Annotated in this window: 16 protein-coding genes and 1 pseudogene; 11 read left to right on the top strand and 6 right to left on the bottom strand. The window is 63.1% G+C overall.

Features of this window, described 5'->3' with window-relative positions; genetic code table 11:
- Positions 1–59: 59 nt before the first annotated feature.
- Positions 60–896 (bottom strand): SDR family oxidoreductase, encoded by an 837-nt coding sequence (locus tag J3R73_RS02485; protein WP_307422073.1) that lies wholly within the window; start codon positions 894–896, stop codon positions 60–62.
- A 128-nt stretch (positions 897–1,024) separates the two neighbouring features.
- Between J3R73_RS02485 and J3R73_RS02480 the strand changes: the two genes are divergently transcribed.
- Entirely contained in the window at positions 1,025–1,402 is a 378-nt protein-coding gene (locus tag J3R73_RS02480; protein ID WP_307437028.1) for a winged helix-turn-helix transcriptional regulator, read from the top strand.
- A 61-nt stretch (positions 1,403–1,463) separates the two neighbouring features.
- Here J3R73_RS02480 and J3R73_RS02475 read toward each other — a convergent pair whose 3' ends face one another.
- Positions 1,464–2,195, bottom strand: coding sequence for an SDR family NAD(P)-dependent oxidoreductase (locus tag J3R73_RS02475; protein ID WP_307422071.1), 732 nt, complete (start codon positions 2,193–2,195; stop codon positions 1,464–1,466).
- A 226-nt stretch (positions 2,196–2,421) separates the two neighbouring features.
- Here J3R73_RS02475 and J3R73_RS02470 point away from each other — a divergent pair, with 226 nt between their 5' ends.
- Both J3R73_RS02470 and J3R73_RS02465 read left to right on the top strand, forming a co-directional pair.
- On the top strand, positions 2,422–2,841 hold the full coding sequence (locus J3R73_RS02470) for a winged helix-turn-helix transcriptional regulator (RefSeq protein ID WP_307437025.1): 420 nt from the start codon (positions 2,422–2,424) through the stop codon (positions 2,839–2,841).
- Between the two features lie 665 nt (positions 2,842–3,506).
- Positions 3,507–3,899, top strand: a complete 393-nt coding sequence (locus J3R73_RS02465) for a GFA family protein (protein WP_307422068.1) — start codon at positions 3,507–3,509, stop codon at positions 3,897–3,899.
- A 29-nt stretch (positions 3,900–3,928) separates the two neighbouring features.
- On the opposite strand, the gene J3R73_RS02460 is transcribed toward J3R73_RS02465, so the two are convergent.
- On the bottom strand, positions 3,929–4,744 hold the full coding sequence (locus J3R73_RS02460; protein ID WP_307422067.1) for an SDR family NAD(P)-dependent oxidoreductase: 816 nt from the start codon (positions 4,742–4,744) through the stop codon (positions 3,929–3,931).
- 47 nt (positions 4,745–4,791) lie between these two features.
- On the opposite strand from J3R73_RS02460, the gene J3R73_RS02455 reads away from it, so the two are divergent.
- Positions 4,792–5,169 carry a winged helix-turn-helix transcriptional regulator gene (locus J3R73_RS02455; protein ID WP_307422065.1) on the top strand — a complete coding sequence of 126 codons (378 nt, stop codon included), beginning with the start codon at positions 4,792–4,794 and terminating at the stop codon, positions 5,167–5,169.
- A 749-nt stretch (positions 5,170–5,918) separates the two neighbouring features.
- Positions 5,919–6,833: a helix-turn-helix domain-containing protein gene (locus tag J3R73_RS02450; RefSeq protein ID WP_307422063.1), complete on the top strand. Its 915-nt coding sequence runs from the start codon at positions 5,919–5,921 to the stop codon at positions 6,831–6,833.
- Between the two features lie 74 nt (positions 6,834–6,907).
- Here the strand turns inward: J3R73_RS02450 and J3R73_RS02445 are convergent, their stop codons facing one another.
- Both J3R73_RS02445 and J3R73_RS02440 read right to left on the bottom strand, forming a co-directional pair.
- Positions 6,908–7,225, bottom strand: coding sequence for a hypothetical protein (locus J3R73_RS02445; protein ID WP_307422062.1), 318 nt, complete (start codon positions 7,223–7,225; stop codon positions 6,908–6,910).
- Between the two features lie 316 nt (positions 7,226–7,541).
- Positions 7,542–10,628 (bottom strand): autotransporter domain-containing protein, encoded by a 3,087-nt coding sequence (locus J3R73_RS02440; protein ID WP_307422061.1) that lies wholly within the window; start codon positions 10,626–10,628, stop codon positions 7,542–7,544.
- A gap of 378 nt (positions 10,629–11,006) precedes the next feature.
- On the opposite strand from J3R73_RS02440, the pseudogene J3R73_RS02435 reads away from it, so the two are divergent.
- Positions 11,007–11,255: pseudogene (locus tag J3R73_RS02435) on the top strand (hypothetical protein); the annotation flags it as partial.
- Between the two features lie 106 nt (positions 11,256–11,361).
- On the opposite strand, the gene J3R73_RS02430 reads toward J3R73_RS02435, so the two are convergent.
- Positions 11,362–12,204, bottom strand: coding sequence for an enoyl-CoA hydratase/isomerase family protein (locus J3R73_RS02430; RefSeq protein ID WP_307422060.1), 843 nt, complete (start codon positions 12,202–12,204; stop codon positions 11,362–11,364).
- 95 nt (positions 12,205–12,299) lie between these two features.
- Here J3R73_RS02430 and J3R73_RS02425 point away from each other — a divergent pair, with 95 nt between their 5' ends.
- The 5 genes from J3R73_RS02425 to J3R73_RS02405 all read left to right on the top strand — a co-directional run bounded on the left by J3R73_RS02425 (position 12,300) and on the right by J3R73_RS02405 (position 18,271).
- On the top strand, positions 12,300–12,665 hold the full coding sequence (locus J3R73_RS02425) for a winged helix-turn-helix transcriptional regulator (RefSeq protein WP_307422058.1): 366 nt from the start codon (positions 12,300–12,302) through the stop codon (positions 12,663–12,665).
- Between the two features lie 548 nt (positions 12,666–13,213).
- Entirely contained in the window at positions 13,214–13,570 is a 357-nt protein-coding gene (locus tag J3R73_RS02420; protein WP_370879834.1) for an immunity protein Imm33 domain-containing protein, read from the top strand.
- Between the two features lie 1,155 nt (positions 13,571–14,725).
- Entirely contained in the window at positions 14,726–15,196 is a 471-nt protein-coding gene (locus J3R73_RS02415) for a prepilin peptidase (RefSeq protein ID WP_307422056.1), read from the top strand.
- A complete protein-coding gene (locus J3R73_RS02410; protein WP_307422055.1) occupies positions 15,193–15,729 on the top strand; it encodes a GspE/PulE/PilB domain-containing protein in 537 nt (178 codons plus the stop codon). The genes J3R73_RS02415 and J3R73_RS02410 overlap by 4 nt, the downstream gene beginning before the upstream one ends.
- A 1,603-nt stretch (positions 15,730–17,332) precedes the next feature.
- Complete coding sequence (locus J3R73_RS02405) at positions 17,333–18,271, top strand: DUF930 domain-containing protein (RefSeq protein ID WP_307422054.1); 939 nt, start codon at positions 17,333–17,335, stop codon at positions 18,269–18,271.
- Positions 18,272–18,503 lie beyond the last annotated feature (232 nt).

The following is an 18,503-nucleotide window of genomic DNA, read 5'->3' as shown; positions in this document are numbered from 1 at the left end:
CGGACGGTGCGCCGTGATCGGCTGCACAGGCAGCCGATCGGGCCGGAGCGGGGCCCCTATCAGGCCTTCAGCAGCGAGGCATTGTCGGTGGCATAGGTCCGCAGCGAGCGCGGCGGCCTGCCGGTCAGCGTCTCGACATCGCCGGTGACGGCCGCCGTCCAGCCGGCGCGAACCGGATGGAAGATCGAGGCGAGGAAGGCGGCGTAGTCGGCCGGAACCCCCGCACCGGTCAGAATGCCGATGAAGGTGGCGTCGTCGATGGCGTTGTAGGCGATCGGCCTGCCGATGACCTCCGAGAGGATGAGCGCCGCCTCCGCATAGGACAGAGCCTCCGGCCCGGTCAGGTTGAACGCCCGGCCGTCGAAATCGGACGAGGTCAGTGCGGCCACGGCGCCGGCGGCGATATCGCGAGCGTCGATGAAGCTCGACTTGCCGTCGGCGGCCGGCAGTGCGATCTGCCCGTGATCGATGCCGGGCTTCCAGAAGGTGTGGAAATTGTCGGCGAACCAGTTGGGACGCAGGATGACATAGGGCGTGCCCGACGTCTCCAGGGCGATTTCCACCTGTCGGTAGGGGATGGCATCATCGGCATCGACGCCCAGCACGCTCTGCAGGACCACCTTGACCTTGCGCGCCGCGGCGGCCGCGATGAGCGGCAGCAGCAGGCCTTTCGCATCCACATGGCCCGAGGCCAGCAGCACATAGGCCCGGTCGACGCCTTCGAAGGCAGCCTCGAAGGTCTCCGGCTTGCCGTATTCGAACACGACGCGCTCGGCGTCCCCGACCGGCTTTCCGGTGCGCGAGGCCGCCTTGACCGCCTCGCCCTTCGCCAGCAGCCCCTCGACGACATGCTTGCCGACCGTGCCGGTCGCCCCGATCACAAGAACCTTCGCCATGACATCTCTCCTCGGTTTCCATTTGAAACCATCTATCGAAACGATAGATACCATTTGCATGGAAACTTAAAAGAGGGCACTTTTTGCTCACATGGTTTCCGATTGGAAACCGATGCGGACCGATGACGATGGCCATGATGCAGCACGCCTATGATGTCTATGAGAACCGCTGTCCCACGCGGCTGGTGCTGGACCGCCTCGCCGACAAATGGGCGGTGCTCATCCTCGACCGTCTGGACGAGGGCCCGGTGCGCTTCAACCACATCCGGCGCGACATCAAGGGCATCTCGCAGAAAGTCCTGTCGCAGACCCTGAAGAAGCTGGAGCGCGACGGGCTCGTCTCGCGCGCGGTGTTCGCGACGGTTCCCGTCACCGTCGAATATGCGCTGACCCCGCTCGGCCGGACATTGACCGAGACGGTATCGGCCCTCGCGCACTGGGCGGAACGCAATATGGACGCCGTGCTGGCGGCCCAGCGCGCCTATGACGAGGCCTCGCCGGCTTGAGCGCGATGAGAAGACGGCGCGGCGCCCCATGCGGGCGGCGCCGCGCTCGAACACATCCGCTTCAAACCTGATTCATGCCACCGTCGATGACGATCTCGGCGCCGGCTATGAAGCTGCTTTCATCCGTCGCGAGGAACAGCGCAGCGGCGGCGACTTCCTCGGGTTTGCCCATGCGGCCGAGCGGGATCCTGTCCGTCACGAATTTCCGGAACGCGTCGCTCACCGCGTCGAACATCGGCGTGTCGATGGGCCCGGGGCTGAGCACATTGACGCGAATGCCGCGTTCGGCGAGTTCGTTGGTCCATGTGCGCGCATAGGCGCGGACCGCGGCCTTGCTGGCGCCATAGGTCCCATATGCCGGCGTGCCGATCGCACCGGCAATCGATCCGATGAGCACGATCGCGCCGCCCGGCGGCATCAGCGGCAGCGCCTTCTGCACGGTGAACACCATGCCCCTCACATTGAGGTCGAAAATCCCGTCGAAGTGATCCTCGGTGATGTCATGGATGCTTGCCGGCTCGGCGCGTCCCGAGGAGGTGACGAGAATATCGAGCTTGCCGGCGCGCTCCGCGATGGTGGCGAACAGCCGGTCGAGATCGGATGCGCTGGTGACGTCGCCCTGAATCGCCACGGCGTCGCCGCCGATGACGCGAACCGCCTCGTCGAGCTCGGCCTGGCGCCGACCCGTCACGAAGACGCGCGCTCCCTCTGCGGCGAAACGCCTGGCGACCGCCAAGCCGATGCCGCTGTTTCCGCCGGTCACCAAGGCGGTCTTTCCAGTCAATTGGGCCAAGATCTCTGCTCCCGTCAATGTACGAGAACTCAAGATAAGTCCTTCATTCCAAAGCACAATTACGCACCGTGCGGTGCCTAGATATACGGGCGGAGCCTTGGGCGCCCATACGACATCGGCCGCCGCGGGTGGCGACCCGCCCCCGGCATATTGAAATCGTGGACCAAATATATATCGTATATCTCCTCTGTTCGGACAGGAGCCGCCATTGCCTCAACCTTCCATCATGGAGCACCAGCCCTTCGCCGAGGTGCAGTCGGCGCGGCCGGTCCTCGATCAGATCGCCAATAAATGGTCGGTGCTGATTCTGACGGTCCTCTGCCCGAGGCCCTCGCGGTTCAACGCGATCATGCGGCGGCTCGACGGCATCACGCACAAGGCGCTGACCGAAGCGCTCCGGCGCCTCGAGCGCAACGGGCTGGTCAACAGGCGCGTGATCGCAAGCTCGCCGGTGGCGGTGGAATATTCCATTACCCCTCTCGGCCTCTCGCTTCGAGCGCCGTTCGAAGCCCTCTACGCCTGGGCCTCCGATCATTCACCGGAAATCCTGGCGGCGCAGCGCAGCTACGACGAGCGCGGAGGCGCCGAGCATCCCGCGCGGGAGGTTGGGCAAACGGCGGCATGCGCCCCTGTCGGCGCGCGATGATCTCAACAGGTCAGGGCCTCTGCCCTCAACAACGCTCCGCTCTTCGCTTCGGCGCCATAGCAGGTGCGAGCCCCCGTTTCCCGACGCGAACAGCGCGGCGAGCCGCGTCGGGTTCGGGGCCAGGTTCCACGTGTCGGACCTGGCCGATGTCCCCGAGCCGCCGCCATGCCAAGGAGGGGGCGCCGTCTTCCCCCTCCCCCCGAACGTCACGCTGACTTCGGTCGGCGGCGCCGGCGCCATCGCCCCGAAGGGCGCCAGGGCAGCAGCAGGGGATAATACCGTGCCGGCAGAGGGCCGGCGAAGGCCTCTTTCAGGAGCGCGAGGCTGTCGCGCAGGCCGAAGCGGGAGCGGATGTTCCGAATGAGGCGCACCGGCCCGAAGGCCTCCAGAAGCTCGGCCGCCGAGCGCCGGAAGAGCAATACGAGAGGCAGCCGAGGCAAAACATGCCCGATCCCGACGTCGCGCTCCGTTCCGCCGCCTTGGAAAGGAGTCCGTTTCGCCCTAGACGTAATCTGGCTGCCTTGGGGGAGGCGGCAGGGGGCCGGACGAGCCGCTCGGCCGTCGGTGGGGCCGGCGACGCCGCTGCCCCCGCTTGTCTCGGCTCGCGCATCTGTCACGGTGGTTCATTGCGGGACTCCCCCGCACGATTTCGGAGGCGAGGCGGTATGGAGCGATTCACCGGCGGCTGCCTGTGCGGCAATGTCCGGCTTGTGGCGTCGGGACGTCCCTACCGGGTCGGGCTCTGTCATTGTCTCGACTGCCGCAAGCATCACGGCGCCCTCTTTCACGCGTCCGCCATCTTCCCGCAGGACGCGGTGGCGATCGAGGGCGAGACGCGCGACTATGCCGGGCGGTTCTTCTGTCCCCGCTGCGGCTCCTCGGTCTTCGCACGCAGCGGCGACGAAATCGAAGTGAACCTGGGATCGCTGGATGCCCCCGACCAGCTGATGCCGACCTATGAGAGCTGGATCCTGCGCCGCGAATCCTGGCTGCCGCCCTTCCCGCTGGCGCGGCGATACGACCGCGATCGCGACCCGACGAGCCGCTTCGAGACGTAGCCGCGCGGGACCACCCCGGTCGCAACCCGCTAGAGGCCGGGCGACAGACCGCCGTCGATCCGCAGGTTGATGCCGGTGATGTAGCCCGCGCTCGGACTGGCGAGGAAGGCGACGGCAGCCGCGATCTCCTCCAGCCGGCCGACCCGGCCGACGGGAACCTGGGCGAAGATCGGCAGGACGGCACGCTCGATCGCCTCCCACGGTGCGTCTGCCTCGGCCAGGCCACGCTCCGCCGCCACTTCACGGAAGCGGATATCGAGGGCGGGGCTGTGGATGGTGCCGGGAGAGACGGCGTTGACGGTGACCCCCTCCGCCGCCACCGCCTTCGCCATCGAAACCGTCATGGCGTTCATGGCTGCTTTGGCGGCCGAATAGTCGGGCGCCGTGGGCGGCGGCATCGTCGCCGCCAGGCTCGAAATATTGATCACGCGTCCCCATCCGGCCTGCCGCATCGCAGGCAGGAGGCGCGTGGAGACCCGCAGCGCGGCCAGGACGTTGCGGTCGAAGGCGGCCGCCCACGCGGCCGGCCGGGTATCGGCCCAGCCCTCCCTGGCGCCACCCGAGCCGCCGGCATTGTTGACCAGGATGTCGATGCCGCCGGCGAGATCTTCCGCCTCCCCGACCAGGCGCTGCACCGCGCCGTCGTCGGTGAGATCCCCGATGACGGCATGGGCGCGTCCGCCCTGCGCGACGATGTCATGGGCGACCCGTTCCGCCTGCGCCCTGTCCCGGCCATGGACGATGACGATCGCCTTCTCCAGGGCGAGCTTCCTCGCCACGGCTTCGCCGATCCCCTTGCTGCTGCCGGTGACCAGCGCCTTCCTGCCGTCCAATTGCAAATCCATCGTCGAAAACCCACTCTCTGCCGCTGATCCCTGCTAGGTTGAGCGCGATGACGGGCGAGACAAGTACGCACTTAAAAGTGCCTGCGACCGATGAGGAACGCAGCGCCTGCCTCGGGCCCGAGGGGTCGGCCGCGCATGTGATCCGGGTGGTGCGGATGATGCAGGGCCGCTGGAAGCTGCCGATCCTCTTCCGCCTCTACGCCGATCCCGTGCTGCGCAGCTCGCAATTGCGGCGGGATATGCCCGGCATCTCGCAGAAAATGCTGACGCAGCACCTTCGCGAATTGGAGCAGGATCGCCTGATCGAGCGCACCGACTTTGGGGAAAAGCCGCTGCGCGTCGAATATCGCCTCTCGGAGAGGGGAAGGCGCCTGCTGCCCGTCCTGATGGCGGCGCGTGCATTTTCGGCCGAACATCCAGGCTAGAGAGGCGGCGATATCGAGCCTGGCTGAGGCTACGGCCGCTCAGTCCCCGCGCCCAGAAGCGGGCCGAGGGAGAGCAGCGGTCGAAGCGCACGCCCTGTCGCCACCTGACGACGCCGAAGCCTTTTTGCAAGTGGCGGGCCGCTCCACGCCTTCGCTTACAGATTGACCCGCCGCCGAGCCCGTCGCGCAACTGCGCCGTCCCGCAAGGATGTCGCTCAGATCGCGTTCAATATATATAAAAATTTATATGATTTAAAACATTTAAGTTTCGATAAAAATTTGGCACGTTTGCCGGGTGTTACATTGATATAAGCGGGCGAATGAAATCTCTTGCTTCCGTCCCTCGTCTTTTGCCGGTCTCGGCAGCGATTCTCGTCGCAGATGACGAGCTCCAGGCGCTGCTTTCGACTCGCAACGCCTCGCGCCGTGTCCGGCGCCCCTCCGCTGCCGGACGGAACCGGATATCGCGGCGGCTTGGCTTCCATCGACATCCTCCGCCGCGGCCCTGTCGGCCGCCCGGCGTCGCTACCAATGCAGGCCGGAGACCGACGATCGGGCCGAGCCTCGACCGGCGATGACGATCATGCCGCGGACGAAGGTATCCATCGCCGACGGAAAGCAGACCGGCCGACACGACTGAGACGGAATCGAGACAGGTGTACACTCGGCAGACCCCGCAGCTTGCGTTCAGCAACGGCAATCATACCGCCTTCAAGAATCCGGACCGGATGTCGGAGGCCTTGTCGGACATGTCGATCGTGTCGTACCGGCAGGCGAACGGCTCGGCGCAATTCTTCAGCAAGGCGGCCGTCGTCAGAACCCGGAACGCCCGGTTCGTGGCGAGCGCATCGTCCGCCCTGACGGCGGACGCAGGCCAGACCCCCCTCGGCATCCTGCTCGTTCCGCTGCACGGCGCCACCGTGACCCAGAGCGGCGGCCGAACGCTCGAATGGGAAAAGGGCAGATCCGGCGTATTCCTGCCCCCCATCGGATGCAGGGCCTCCTCGACCGCGCGCTCCGTCATCGGCATCGATATCGACCCTGCCGTGCTGGAGCCGATGGTGGCGACCATGATCGGCGGGCGGCCCCGGTCCGCCTCCTTCGAAGCGCTCGACTTCGCCGCGCCTCGCACCCTGAAGTTGAAGGCGCAAGGCGTGGATTTGGGCCGCCTCCTGATTCAGCACTGCGCCCTCCTCGACACCCTCAATTGCGACGCGGCCCTTATCGAGCGGGCTGGCTTCGATGATGCCATTCTCCGGGCTGCCCTCTATGTCATGTGTCCGCAATTGCTGCTGGCGGACACAGGCCCGGTGGAGAAGTCGCGGACGGCCATCGACACGGCATGCGACTATATCGACGCCAATCTGGCGCGCCGGATTACGCTGACCGATCTCGAGGCCGTCACCGGTCTGTCGTCTCGTCGTCTGCAATATGCGTTTCGGGCGGCTTTCGACAGGACGCCCATGCAATGGGTGACGCTCCGGCGCCTTGAAGCGGTGCACCGGCGTCTGCAATTTGCGAGGGACGGCGAAAATCTGACCGGCGTCGCGGGCGCGTATTTTACGAATCTGGGTGATTTCGCCCGCCTCTACAAACGGCGCTACGGCCAATTGCCGTCCCAGACCCTGAAGAGCGCGTTGAACAACCGAACTTTCGCCCGCTAGACCAGAGCAAATCGCGCTTCCATCGAAGCGCGATTTTTTGCCACGCCGCGTCCCTCAGGCCAGGACGAAGGGCGTCACGGGCAATGCCGGTCGCTTCGCCACTGCGCCAGGCAATGGACCAGCCAGACGATGGAGATAAACGTCGAGCTGTACACTTGCAGCCCGGTGGAAATGCCCGCCATTATAAACAGGGACGAAAATATGAACGTCATCAGCCAGGCGTCCTGAGCGTCCTTTACAAATAACTTTGTGGCATCGTAGGACGCCCTGTCGAATAAATAGGTCTTATCCACCTCCATCGAAAGCATGAGAATCATATTCTCCTTCTTTCGAATTTCGTTCAGCAGATCCTCTTTCGACAATTCTTCATAGCGACACATGAACGGCTCCATGTCATGCCTCCATTGTGACGTTTGCTGGATGAAAAAATAGGTATAACCAGACGAAAATTCCGAAAAAGAGCAAGATCAGAACAATGACGGCTCCCATGAGAGCGGCCGGGCCGGGTTCGTTCAGCCGCACGCAGGCCCTTCCCTTTCTTGCGAGTTATCGTTGCCTGGGATCGATTATTGCCATCGCTTGCCACCAGACCCTTTGTCCGCAGATGATCACCGAGACGGAAAGCGCCTCCCGAAAGGGGCGCGCAATCCGCCGCAGTGACCGTCCCAATCCCCGATCCGCCGGAATTCGCTTGCACGCCCGGCAGGATCACCACTGATAGCGCAGGCCGGCCTTGACGCTGGCGGCGACGTATTTTTCGCCGAACAGGGCGCTGGCATCGGTAAAGCCGCTCCAGCCATTGTCCTTCCCGAACACCTTGAGGCCGACGCCCGCCTCGCCGAACAGGCCTTTCAACTTGTCGGTCGCCACGAAAGGATCGCCGGGATTGAGCAGCGTGACCGCATTGTCGCCCTCGAACTCATACCACAGGCGGCCGGTCAGGCTCGCTTCCACCCCATAGGCCGCCGTGTCGTAGGCCCGAAGGCCGAGCCGGGCGCCGACGCCGCCCCGCAGGCTGTCATTGCCGCCGAAATCGGCCGTGGTCCCGTCTCCGAAGGCGATCTTGTCGATAGTGGTATTGACGTAATTCAGCGTTGCCGACGGCTCGATGAAGCCGCTCGTGCCCATCTGCATGCGGTAGCCGGCATCGAGGACGAAGCCGAGGTTGCGTGCATTGGTGGACTGCCCCGAATACCCCATGGAAACCAGGGTCGGCGCCTTATACGTCAGGGACAGAAAATCCGCCTTGAACAGGGAGTCCACGAACCAGCCTGAATTGAGGTAGGAGGCGTAGGCACCGACACTCTCGCCGGTATAGTCGGCCGAGTTGGGGCTTGAATGGAAGTCGAGGTTGGAGGTGACATATCCTCCCAGCATGCCGAAAAGCAGCGTGCCGTCGGTAGAGCCGACCCCCTCCTTGGCGAAATCGATGCCCGCCATGAAGCCGTATTGGTCCTGACGGTATCCGGTATCGTAATGATAGGTGTGGCCATAGGCGGTGAAGGAATTCGACGCATTTCTCGAACTCCAGCTGCCGATCATCTTCACCCACACACCCGGCATGGCGGATGCGGGCTGGCGGGGATCGGCACCGGTGGCCTTGGAGGCGGGCGTGCCGCGCTGCGAACCGTCCAGATAGGATCTGAGGTCGGCTTGACGGCCGAGCCACAGGCTGGAAGTCTCCTGCCAGATGCTCTGCGCGCCCGTGACCAGCTTCGGGAGCTGGAACGCTTCGGTATCGGGAAGGCCTACGAGATATTGGTCGTTGCCGATGACGGCGAGGTCGTAGAAGAAAAGCCCCTTGTCGATGACGCCGCCGAATTCGGTGGAATAATCGTCCGACTCCGGTGAGATCACAAAGCTCGCAGTGTGGCTCGAATCATATTTTCCATAGGTGACCCCGGAGGAATCCTCGACATCGACCACCTCGATGCCGGCAAGATTGAAGGCGCCGGCGCCGCTGTTCACGTCATGGATGAGCAAGGCGGTCTGCCCGAGCGTGACCGCCCCGTCGATGAGATTGCCGTCCTCGTCCAGGCCGCCGATGGCGAGCACGTCCGACGTCGAACCGGCCTTGCCCAGATAGGTGTCGAGGCCGACGGTGCTGTTGCCGACACCGTCGAAAACGCCGCTGACATAGGTGACGTCGCGGGCGCCGTCGAAAGCGATCTGCCCGGATGTCTCGTCGATCATCGTGAGGAGACCGGCCGCCTCCGAATCCGGATCGCCGTTGACGAAGGTTTCGAGGCCGTAGAAGTTGGTGGTTTCCGCTACCGCCCCCTGCACCGCCGTCTCCGTCCGGCCGACATTGTTCACCGTGTCGTTGCCGGCGCCGAACTGGTTGTCGCCGACGGTGATCCAGGTGTTGGAGGAGTTGTTGTTGAACGTGTCGTTGCTGTCGGTGAGGCTGACGCGGCCGATGATGGTGCCATCATTGTCGATCGTCGTCGCCCCGCCGCTGGTGGCGATGGCGATGTCGCCGGCCGCGGTGGCCAGCCCCGCCGAATCCCCCTCGCCTGTGTAATGCCACGAGCTCACCAGCGCACCGGCGCCGACGGTGATGGTCGAGGAGCCGCTGCTCGTGATGGAGATGACCGCATCGTCCAGGCTTTGCCCCGAGCCGGTCACGGTGGAGCCGGCACCGACGGTGACCTGCGCCGTGGTCGCATTGGAAATGCGGATGCCGCTGCCCACGCCGTCCTGGTCGGCATCGCCGGTGACGGTGGCGTTGGTGAAAGTCAGTTGCACATTCGCGCCGGACGCTGCGACGCCGTCCGTGCCGCCCGAGAACGATGTGTCCGTGGCGTCGAGCGTCACGGTCGGCCCGGCGAGATAGGCGCCGGCATCGGCGGTTCCGCTGAACGAGCCGCCGGTGGTGGTGATGCTCACGATGCCCGATGACAGGCTGCTGCTGGCCGCCCACAGGCCATAGTCGCCGCCGCTGGCGCTCGCGGAAGCATTGGACGTGAAGGTGATGTTTTCGCCCGCTTCCAGGCGGATGCCGGAGGCGTTCGCGCTGGTGCCCGTGCCGCCGAAATTGGTGGCGGTGATGCTGCCGCCCGCCACGAAGTGAACGCCGTTGCCGTTCCCGCCGGTGTTGATGCCCGAGCCGGAGAAGTCGTTCGCGGTCACGTCGCCATCGGCGTCGAACCGCACGCCGGCGCCGGTGTCGCTCGTGCCCGTGCCGCTGAAGCTGTTGGCGGTGATGTCGCCGCCCGCATTGAGGCGAAGGCCGGAATTGCCGTAACCGGTGGCCGAACCACTGAAATAATTGGCCTCGATATCGCCGTTCGGGGCGTTGACGATAATGCCGAAGCCGTCATTGCCGGTCGCGCTTGCCGAGAAATAATCGAGCGTGACGGAACCGTCCGACGAGCCGAGCCGGATACCGTCCTCCGACCCGGTGACGCTGTTGGTGCCGGTGGTGGTCAGGGTGACGCCGTTCTTGCCGCTGCCCTGGATCCCCACGCCGCCGCTGTTGGTGTAGGTGCCGCCGTTGAGATTGACCGTCGCCGTGCCCGAACTCGCATAGACGGATCCGCCTCCGGAGACCGTGCCGGAGCAATTCATCGTCTTGTCGTGGCTCACGGTCGTCGTCGTGCATGCGGCCTCCGCCGCTCCCGGCGACACCAGCGTCGCCACAATGGCGGCCAATGCCGTGGTGAGGGACAGAGACGTCAGGCGGGCCGCATGGCTCGACGTCCTGCCGGGCGGCGCAAACCAGGCCGCTGCCGAACCCGCTTCACATCGTCTGCCCGAGGATGCCGCCGCACTCGAAGTCTTCCTATGCCCCATGGTCCCGCCTCATGCCCGAAATCGCCTCCCCCCGGCGCGACCGGCGGCGCGGCCGTGGCGGGCCGAGCTGCGACGCAGCAGGAGGGAATGGCGTATTGTGAGCTGGCGGGGAGAACGCCCGATACCGGCATTGCGAAGCCTCTATCGGCAAAACGAAAATGCCGGGCACAATGGAAACATTGTGGCATTTTGGCCACAGTTTCGCCGATGTCTACGCGGGAGGCGTTGGGGGTACCGATTTCTTTCCGGCTCTATGCGGGTCTCCCGGCTGCGCACCTCGCCATCGAGACGGAATATGCCTGGCATTCGCAGAAGAAGCCGACGCAGCACCTTCGCGAATTGGCGCAGGACCGCCTGACCGAGCGAGCGGATCGTTACCTGATGAAGCGCACGGGGATAGAGGCGATCTACCCGCGCGCGAATACCTCGAGACCGACGCGGGGCCACAAGATCTATCCCTATATCCTGCGCAAGCTGGCGGTGACCAAACCGAACCAGGTCTGGGCCACGGACCTCGCCTATATCCCCATGCGCCGGAGTTTTGTCTATCCCTTGGCCCGTCAGGCAGTTGCTCCTGCAATTGCCGTAAGGCTGGCAGCCGCGGTCGATTGGTTCGGTCGCCGGGTTTGCTTCCCGCCACCTCGACCAAAACCCTGAGCGGGTATTGTTGCAGAGATTCCCACGGCGCCCCGAAATGGTGGTAATTGCCGGCGGTCAAGCCGCCAGCAACCCTTCACAACAAAGCAGACAGCGTTTCCTCGAGTTTCTTCTCGCCCTCACGCGTCTGAGCTCCGGCCTCCAGTGCGGCCAGAGTGAGTGCAGTCGCCATCGGCGCAGCAAAAGTCTGGCCGAGCAGTTCGTTGTTGATCTGCAGTGCTTTCGTCAAATCTTTGGAACTTGCATCGATCGCTTGCTTGGCGGCACGTACCATTCCCGGCGCTCGTGACGCGATTGCCTTGGCGAGGCCGTCAACAAACGCGTCAAGCTCTTCCGAAGGGAGTGCCCGGTTTATCCAGCCGTAACGCTCAGCCAGGTCGGCATCGAACAATGTCGCACCCACGGCAATTTCCAAGCCGCGCGCCCGCCCGACAAGCTGTGGAAGATACGCCGTTCCACCTGCACCAGGAATAATGCCAATCAAAGCCTCCATTTGGGCAATGCCGCCAATGCCTCTGGCGGCGAAACGCATATCGAGCGCCGACAGGAACTCTGCGCCGCCGCCCCGTGCGTAGCCGGCGAGCTTGCCGATCGTAATCTGGGGCAGAGCGCGAAGCCTCTCGTGCAGTCGCATCATCGGGTTGAGCCCCTCGGTACCTGCATCACCAAGCTGAAGCGACATGAGCGCCTCCGGCTGTTTCACGAAGTTCATGTCGCCATGGATTATGAAAAAGTCTGGATCGGCACTCTGGAAGACAATCACACTCAGAGTGTCGTCCTTGGCAGCATGTCCGGCAAAATCGTTGATCTCCGTCATGAGGCGCGCATCGAGGATGTTGAGCGGGGGATTGTTGATCGTTACCCAGGCGGCGGCGCCTTCGCGGTGCACAAGGATGGTCTCATATTTCTGGGCGGACATTTGAACTCCTTTTCATGTCAGGCGCCCTTAAGTATAATCTGTATACCAGCAGTCAATTACGCACCTTGATGCTACCTGGTAGCCTGGAGTATCCCATGCAAAGCATCCCTCCTGACTCTGCGAATGAGAACCTCGTCGAGGATCGGTTGTTGCTCGATGAGATCGCGAGCAAATGGTCTATCTTGGTGTTGGGTGCGCTGTGCGATGGCCCGCTGCGTTTCAATGCGTTGAGACGGCAGTTGGACGGCGTCACGCAAAAGGCGCTGACACAGTGCCTCAGGCGCCTGGAGGCCAATGGAATTATTGAACGGCGCATCGTCAGCCTTTCGCCGATCGCCGTCGCTTATGAAATTTCCGCGTTGGGTCGCACCCTGGAAGCACCCCTTCGGGCGCTACACGCCTGGACCGTACAATATCGCGCCGAGGTAATGCGCGCTCGTGAACGCTACAAAGCCAGCTGAATATCGCTTGGAAGACGCTATCGTGATCACCCGTGTTTTTCCGAATAGCGCGAATAACGGTGGCACCGCACTTTATTCGTCCCCTGTCCTTGCCTTCCATGGGCGCCTCACGCTTTGGCGTCCAATTCCGGTGACAGCCAATTCCGGTGACAGTGCACAAATTATATTGTTCATGGATATAGACTCGGCGAGTAGAAATTAGGTATTGGATTGTCACGAGAGATATGATTGGCGATTGACTATATGGAATGTACGTGAGCTGAATGGCATTAAGCGTCTCGTTGCTAAATTCCGGTGACAGCGCAATGGATCAAAGTGACATGAATGCAGTACACGATCATTTGGGTATTGAACGGATCCGCTTCGAGACCGCCAAGAACGAGCTTGGTCTCGACCACAACGAGACCCGCTCCTGGCACGGTTAGCATCGCCAAGCGTAGTGACGGCGGGTTGTAACTGGGAGGCTGTCTTGAGACTCAATTTAACAGGATCGGTCCAGGGGAATAAATACAAAAACTACTGACGTTGATATAGAGGAATTTGAGCCCGTGGACAGCTTAAAGCAGCAGGCACTATGTACAAAGATGGGCGTCCCGTTTGTCCCAGTTTCAGAATGGCTGAAGGTAGGGATCGCCTCTAACGCGAGAACTGGCCTTCAGCCACTTAATGGACTGCGCCATCCGCCTCAAGGTGACACAACCGGTTGGTATATCTGGGCAGGCGAAATACTATCAGATGCCGATGATTTCTTTCAACCCGTGCATGTTGCGCATCTATCAGAAATATACCCGGCAGTTCTTCCTTATCTTGGATTGCCACCTGGTTGGCGTTTCTTGATCGCCGATGGGTACGAAGACATTTGGTTCGACTCGAAATTAATCGATATTTTAGATGATAAGCTCTAGATTCCGAATAACGGTGACAGTGCATGTTATTTTCAAACTCGCATGATGGGTGAATAAAATGCACTGTTACCGTTATTCTAAAATGCACTGTCACCGTTATTCGTTATTCCCGATCGTAAATATGATTCGTCAAAAGATTCATCGCCTGATTCAAATGGAAATTCGAAAAGCAATCCCGATAATAGTGGCGCCAATTAGTGGAGACACCAGACGTGTTTACTCTCCAGGAAATATCGAAACTTTCCGCGTCGAATAGAGAGTGGTTTCGCACATCCATCCTTAGTTCAAAGATAATACCAGGAGAGGAGGGGATATTTTTCTTGTATAAACTGACCAGTTATTATGATTGGGGCCGTCTATTTAGTTTTTATTTTAATTCCAATTCGAAGCGATATTATTCCGACTGTTCAATTGGATTAACTACATTGATAGAGGATTTTTACATGATAGATGGTTGTTTCGAGTCAACCGAACTCGTTTTGGATGATTCAATTTCCATACGTCCATCTTCGACCTCGTCCTCTAACAGCATCTCCGTTTTTTTGACAGACCCAGAAAATGGAGAGGACGAAGAAATTTCTTTTCAAAGAGAAATACTAATTTTAAACGCTCAATCAATTGTCGGAAAATTTCTTATCTCTGGGAAATTTATGCTAAATGAAGACGAATACATTTCTCTTGAGAAATATATACAAAAGATATAAAATTTAATTTGTTAAATTAAAAAATCCGAATTGTAGAGTCGAGGAAGGGCGCGGTAGCTTGGGCCGTTCGGCAACGCCCCGTTTCCCTTCCCCGCTCATCAAACCGGACGTGCGGATTTCCCGCATCCGGCTTTCCAACAGACTTCATTGCAGGCTCACGGCGGTTGCCTTCGGCGTCGTGGTGAGTTACCTGACCCCGAGTGTCCCGAAGATTTCTCTCCAGGGGAAGGGCCGCGTTCCTCGTCCACCTTCCTTGTGCCGCTTGGCGAGGAAGCGTCTGACGCGATCACAGATGTGCCGATCGATGGCCCGATAGGCCGCAGTCCGAGTGCGGCAGCCAATATATGCCGACGGGCCAGTCGGAAAATTATTCAGTTCGTCACGCGCGTCTGGCCTGGTTCCCTGGCTGCAGCGGACGCAGTCTGGCGATCGTCGGTGTTTGGAGAGACACATGAATATTCTGGTGTCGGCGGCTCTCCTATTGCTGATCATGGGCGTCTATGACGGTGCCGTGTATCGCCTTCCCGATTTCCTGACATTGCCCTTTCTACTGCTGACGGCGGTCTTCGCACCTCCTGAGCCTGACCTGCGGATCGCCGGCATGGTGCTCGCTTGTTCGATCCTGTGGATCACGGCCTCGCTGTTCCGGCGCGTGCGCGGTTTCCCCGGGCTCGGCTTCGGTGACGTCAAGCTCGCGGCCGGATGTGGCGCTTTGATCGGCGTCCAGCAGGTCGGCCTGATGTTGCTTCTGGCCTCGTCCCTTGCTCTGGTGATCCTTCTCGATTTGGCAGGGAGCCGCCGTCTCGCCGATGCCACGGTTTCCTGGGGGCAGGTTGCGAAGCGGCCGATCGCCCTCGGTCCCTTCCTCGCCGGCAGTACCCTGCTGATCGCCTATGCCCAGGTGAAGGGACTTCTGTCATGACGCATCGCGAGCCGCTCTCCGACAGGGCCGAGATGTCGCCGATCGACAGGCTCGTGGAATTCTGGCTCAAGCGGGGCGCGCTTCGGGAAGACAGCCTGGAGCGGGGCCGAGGCACCGCGCAAGCAAGCGGCGAACGCCTCGACCGGGCGCTCAACAAGCTCGGCCTGATCTCCGATGCGGATTTTGCCGAGGGATGGGCCGCGATCCTAGGATGGCCCGTCGCCGATACCTATCCGGAGACGCCGCTTGCGCTGCCGAACGTGCCGAGCCGCTTCCTGGTGGGGGCAGGCCTGGTGCCGCTGCGGTGCGACGACACCACCCTGACGCTGGCCGTCGGCGATCCTCTCGACACCTTCTCGCTGGCAGCCCTCAGCGCCAAGACCGGCCTTGCGCTCGTGCCGCAGGCTGAATGCCATGGAGATTCACCGACCGCGCGTTTGATTTCCGTTGCCCTGCACAGGTCTTCCATTCGCAACGGTCACCCGGATTTACAGCCCCCCTGCTCCGTCGAACAAAACACGTACAAATCTTGACATCCGCCCTGTCCCGTGGCCTACTTTGCCTCGGAACGAAGCGCGGCGGGGCCAAGGTTCGCGATACGGCCCCGTTGCATCCACCCACCCTGGCCGATCCCGGCCTTTGCCTGCGGCGCGCTGGCCGCATCGAGGCGCTTGTCCATATTGCCCTGGCCTGGAAACCGGGATGGGCGAGCGCCAAAGAGGGATCGCTGCAGACCGCCTGTTGCCCGCGTGACGTTTGCGCGGGCAATGCCGGGCCCGCCGACCTCCGGTGGCGCCGGGTGTGCGATCGTCCGGCCGTAAGGCCTGCAGACGGGGCTTGATGAGGAACCCTTGCCGGGATCGGGGCCGCCTTCGGGCCTGCCGCAGATCCCGCGCGGGACAGGAGAGGCGCCGGCCTTCCAGGCCGGATCGCCTTGCCGGACGCCGGCGGCCGGGCCAAACCCGGCCCGCAGCGTCCGCGGCCGATGCAGCGCGGGAACGGCTGCACGGCCGGCGCCAGCGGCGAAGATATAAGCCGCCCGCCAGGGCCCCTGTTCTGCCGGTTCCGTGGGTGAGGTCCTGCCTCATCAGCGGCTTCCCTGGCCCGGAAGCCGCCCACGATGCAGGCCTGTCCGGCGTGGCCGGCAAGGGAGGGAACCGTGCCCTCCGGCGCCGGCGATGCCTCCCGTCCGGCGCAATCCGGGCCGGGCTTTCGGGAGACCGGAGGCCTAGCGGGAACGACGGGAGAACTGGAATGAAGCCGGGCGTCGGCGCGTTGCTGTTGGCGCGCCAAACCCGGCGGGACAGGGGCGACGGCGGCCTTGCACAACATGCGAGGCCACGATTCCTCACGACCACCGATACACTGCACCACGGCTGACACCAGACCAGCCGTCGTCGCCCCGATCTTCCCTTGCACAATCCGGCCCGTTCAGGGCGCGGCGACGAAGACGTATGTCCGCAGAGCCATCACCGTCATCCCGTGCGCACGGCACCCCGCAGGGGTGCGGTGCAGACACGGGACCGCGTGCAGGATGAGGTTCCTTCCGCACGCGATCCCGGATCTGCGATGCGTCACTGACGTGCCGCATCGCGTCCGGGATGACACACCCGCACTGTCGCCGCCGGTTCGGCGTTCTTCCCTGGGAGCGCGGGCGTCTCGCCCGCTCTTGCCACCCCCAAGCGCAACGTTTCAACCTTCGAGCGAAGCGTTTCCAGGGCGGACGGGACGTCCGCGGTCCCAGGAGAGATTCCCACCCCAAGCGCAACGCTTCAACCTTCGAGCCGCGGCGTTTCCAGGGCGGGCGAGACGCCCGCGCTTCCAGGGAAGAGATCCGCGTCTCCATCGGCAAGGTTTCAAAGGATGTGGCCGCACGGGATGGCGGGGATTTACCGCATTGAAATCGGACGGGCCTCTGGTAATCAGGACCATGCGGATCCCGGCCGGTGCAGACGGGAGATCCGGCGGTCCCGACGGCGAGCCGACCGTTCCCGCGAGGTGCGCAGGGCATCGTGCTGCACAATGGATGCGCCGATTGCGACCCTGGGTCCGACATCGATCCGCCCGGCCCGGCCGAAGCCTCTTCCCGGCTGCCACGAGGGTCGCTCGCCCGAAGCCGTGCCTGCGGGGCTGCCGGTGAACGCCGAACCAGGCGAGGCCGACGACGCGGAAGTGCTCGGCGCGGAGGCGCTCGATGCCGCCGTGCTCGGACCTCTCGGCGCCGACGGCACTGCCGGCGGCCGGCCCGGCCGCATCCTGGACGCCGAGGGTTTGCCGGCCCATGGCCGCGGGTGGTGGGCAGTCGTGCTGGCCGCCCTCGCCGTGCATCTGGCGATCGCTGCGCTGGTGATGTTCCGGCAGCCCGAAGCGCAGCCGCAGCAGGAGGAGGGCATCACGGTGGATCTGGTGCCAGAGCCCAAGCCCAAGCCCAAGCCCGAGGCCAAAGCGCAGGCCCAGGCGCCGCCGCCGGCCCCGGCTGCCGGCGCCGACAAGCCGAAGGCGCCTCCGGCCGGCCAGCCGCCGGCGCGCGGCGATGCGGCCCGGCAGGAGAACCGGCGGGCGATCAAGCCCGTCTTCCGCTATGGCGACAAGGACGCCGGGCCCCGGCTGTCTCGGGACGGCAACAGCCCGCAGGCCGGTTCGGCGCCCGCGGCGGCGCCCGACGCGCCGGCCACCACGCCCCAGGACGCCGCGGTCCTGCCCAAGCCCGCCAAGCTCCGGGAAGCCAAGACCCTGTTCTCGCAAAGCGCGACCTCCGATCTGTCGGCGATGACCGCGATGGCGCAGATGCCGCGCGGCGAGCGGGCCGGCGGGCTCTGCTTCACCGAGCTGCGCGAGCAGCTGCTGCACGCCTCCCCGCCCTATGCGCCCGACGTCCTGCCGCTCTTGCCGCTGAAGGAAGGCACGGTCCTCGATATCCCCGGAGAGGCATTCCGCGCCGGCGGGCAATGGTACGACCTGAGCTATCGCTGCGAGGTCGACGCCAACGCGACCAAAGTCGTGAGCTTCGCCTTCCGCGTCGGCGAGCCGATCCCGCGCAGCGATTGGCAACGCCGCCACCTGTCCGCCGACTAGCGCGTTCTCCCATCGGATCGAATCGCCAGGAATCGCAAAATTCTTTTGATGCCAATGGGCTGAAGGGGTGAACCGCTCCTGCTTGAACGCATTTTGCTCCAGCGGACGGGCACGATGAAAGGGCCGCTTTGTCAACAGGCGCGACTTTGTCAACAGCGCGAAAAAACAGGCTCGAGAGCGGCCTGGAGGCGGTTTCGGGCCGCCGCCGACACGAATTTCGCGAAACGCCCGA

It is taken from the genome of Labrys monachus, assembly GCF_030814655.1.
GTDB lineage: Bacteria > Pseudomonadota > Alphaproteobacteria > Rhizobiales > Labraceae > Labrys > Labrys monacha.
The sequence above is the reverse complement of the archived record's forward strand: the minus strand, read 5'-3'. Positions and strand labels throughout refer to the sequence as shown.

Bases quoted from the DNA above. Each gene is read 5' to 3' on its own strand.
- J3R73_RS02455 (WP_307422065.1), top strand. From the start codon at position 4,792: ATGACGGGCGAGACAAGTACGCACTTAAAAGTGCCTGCGACCGATGAG.
- J3R73_RS02440 (WP_307422061.1), bottom strand. From the start codon at position 10,628: ATGGGGCATAGGAAGACTTCGAGTGCGGCGGCATCCTCGGGCAGACGA.
- J3R73_RS02470 (WP_307437025.1), top strand. From the start codon at position 2,422: ATGGAGCACCAGCCCTTCGCCGAGGTGCAGTCGGCGCGGCCGGTCCTC.
- J3R73_RS02450 (WP_307422063.1), top strand. From the start codon at position 5,919: ATGTCGATCGTGTCGTACCGGCAGGCGAACGGCTCGGCGCAATTCTTC.
- J3R73_RS02415 (WP_307422056.1), top strand. From the start codon at position 14,726: ATGAATATTCTGGTGTCGGCGGCTCTCCTATTGCTGATCATGGGCGTC.
- J3R73_RS02445 (WP_307422062.1), bottom strand. From the start codon at position 7,225: ATGGAGCCGTTCATGTGTCGCTATGAAGAATTGTCGAAAGAGGATCTG.
- J3R73_RS02465 (WP_307422068.1), top strand. From the start codon at position 3,507: ATGGAGCGATTCACCGGCGGCTGCCTGTGCGGCAATGTCCGGCTTGTG.
- J3R73_RS02410 (WP_307422055.1), top strand. From the start codon at position 15,193: ATGACGCATCGCGAGCCGCTCTCCGACAGGGCCGAGATGTCGCCGATC.
- J3R73_RS02460 (WP_307422067.1), bottom strand. From the start codon at position 4,744: ATGGATTTGCAATTGGACGGCAGGAAGGCGCTGGTCACCGGCAGCAGC.
- J3R73_RS02480 (WP_307437028.1), top strand. From the start codon at position 1,025: ATGGCCATGATGCAGCACGCCTATGATGTCTATGAGAACCGCTGTCCC.
- J3R73_RS02430 (WP_307422060.1), bottom strand. From the start codon at position 12,204: ATGTCCGCCCAGAAATATGAGACCATCCTTGTGCACCGCGAAGGCGCC.
- J3R73_RS02485 (WP_307422073.1), bottom strand. From the start codon at position 896: ATGGCGAAGGTTCTTGTGATCGGGGCGACCGGCACGGTCGGCAAGCAT.
- J3R73_RS02425 (WP_307422058.1), top strand. From the start codon at position 12,300: ATGCAAAGCATCCCTCCTGACTCTGCGAATGAGAACCTCGTCGAGGAT.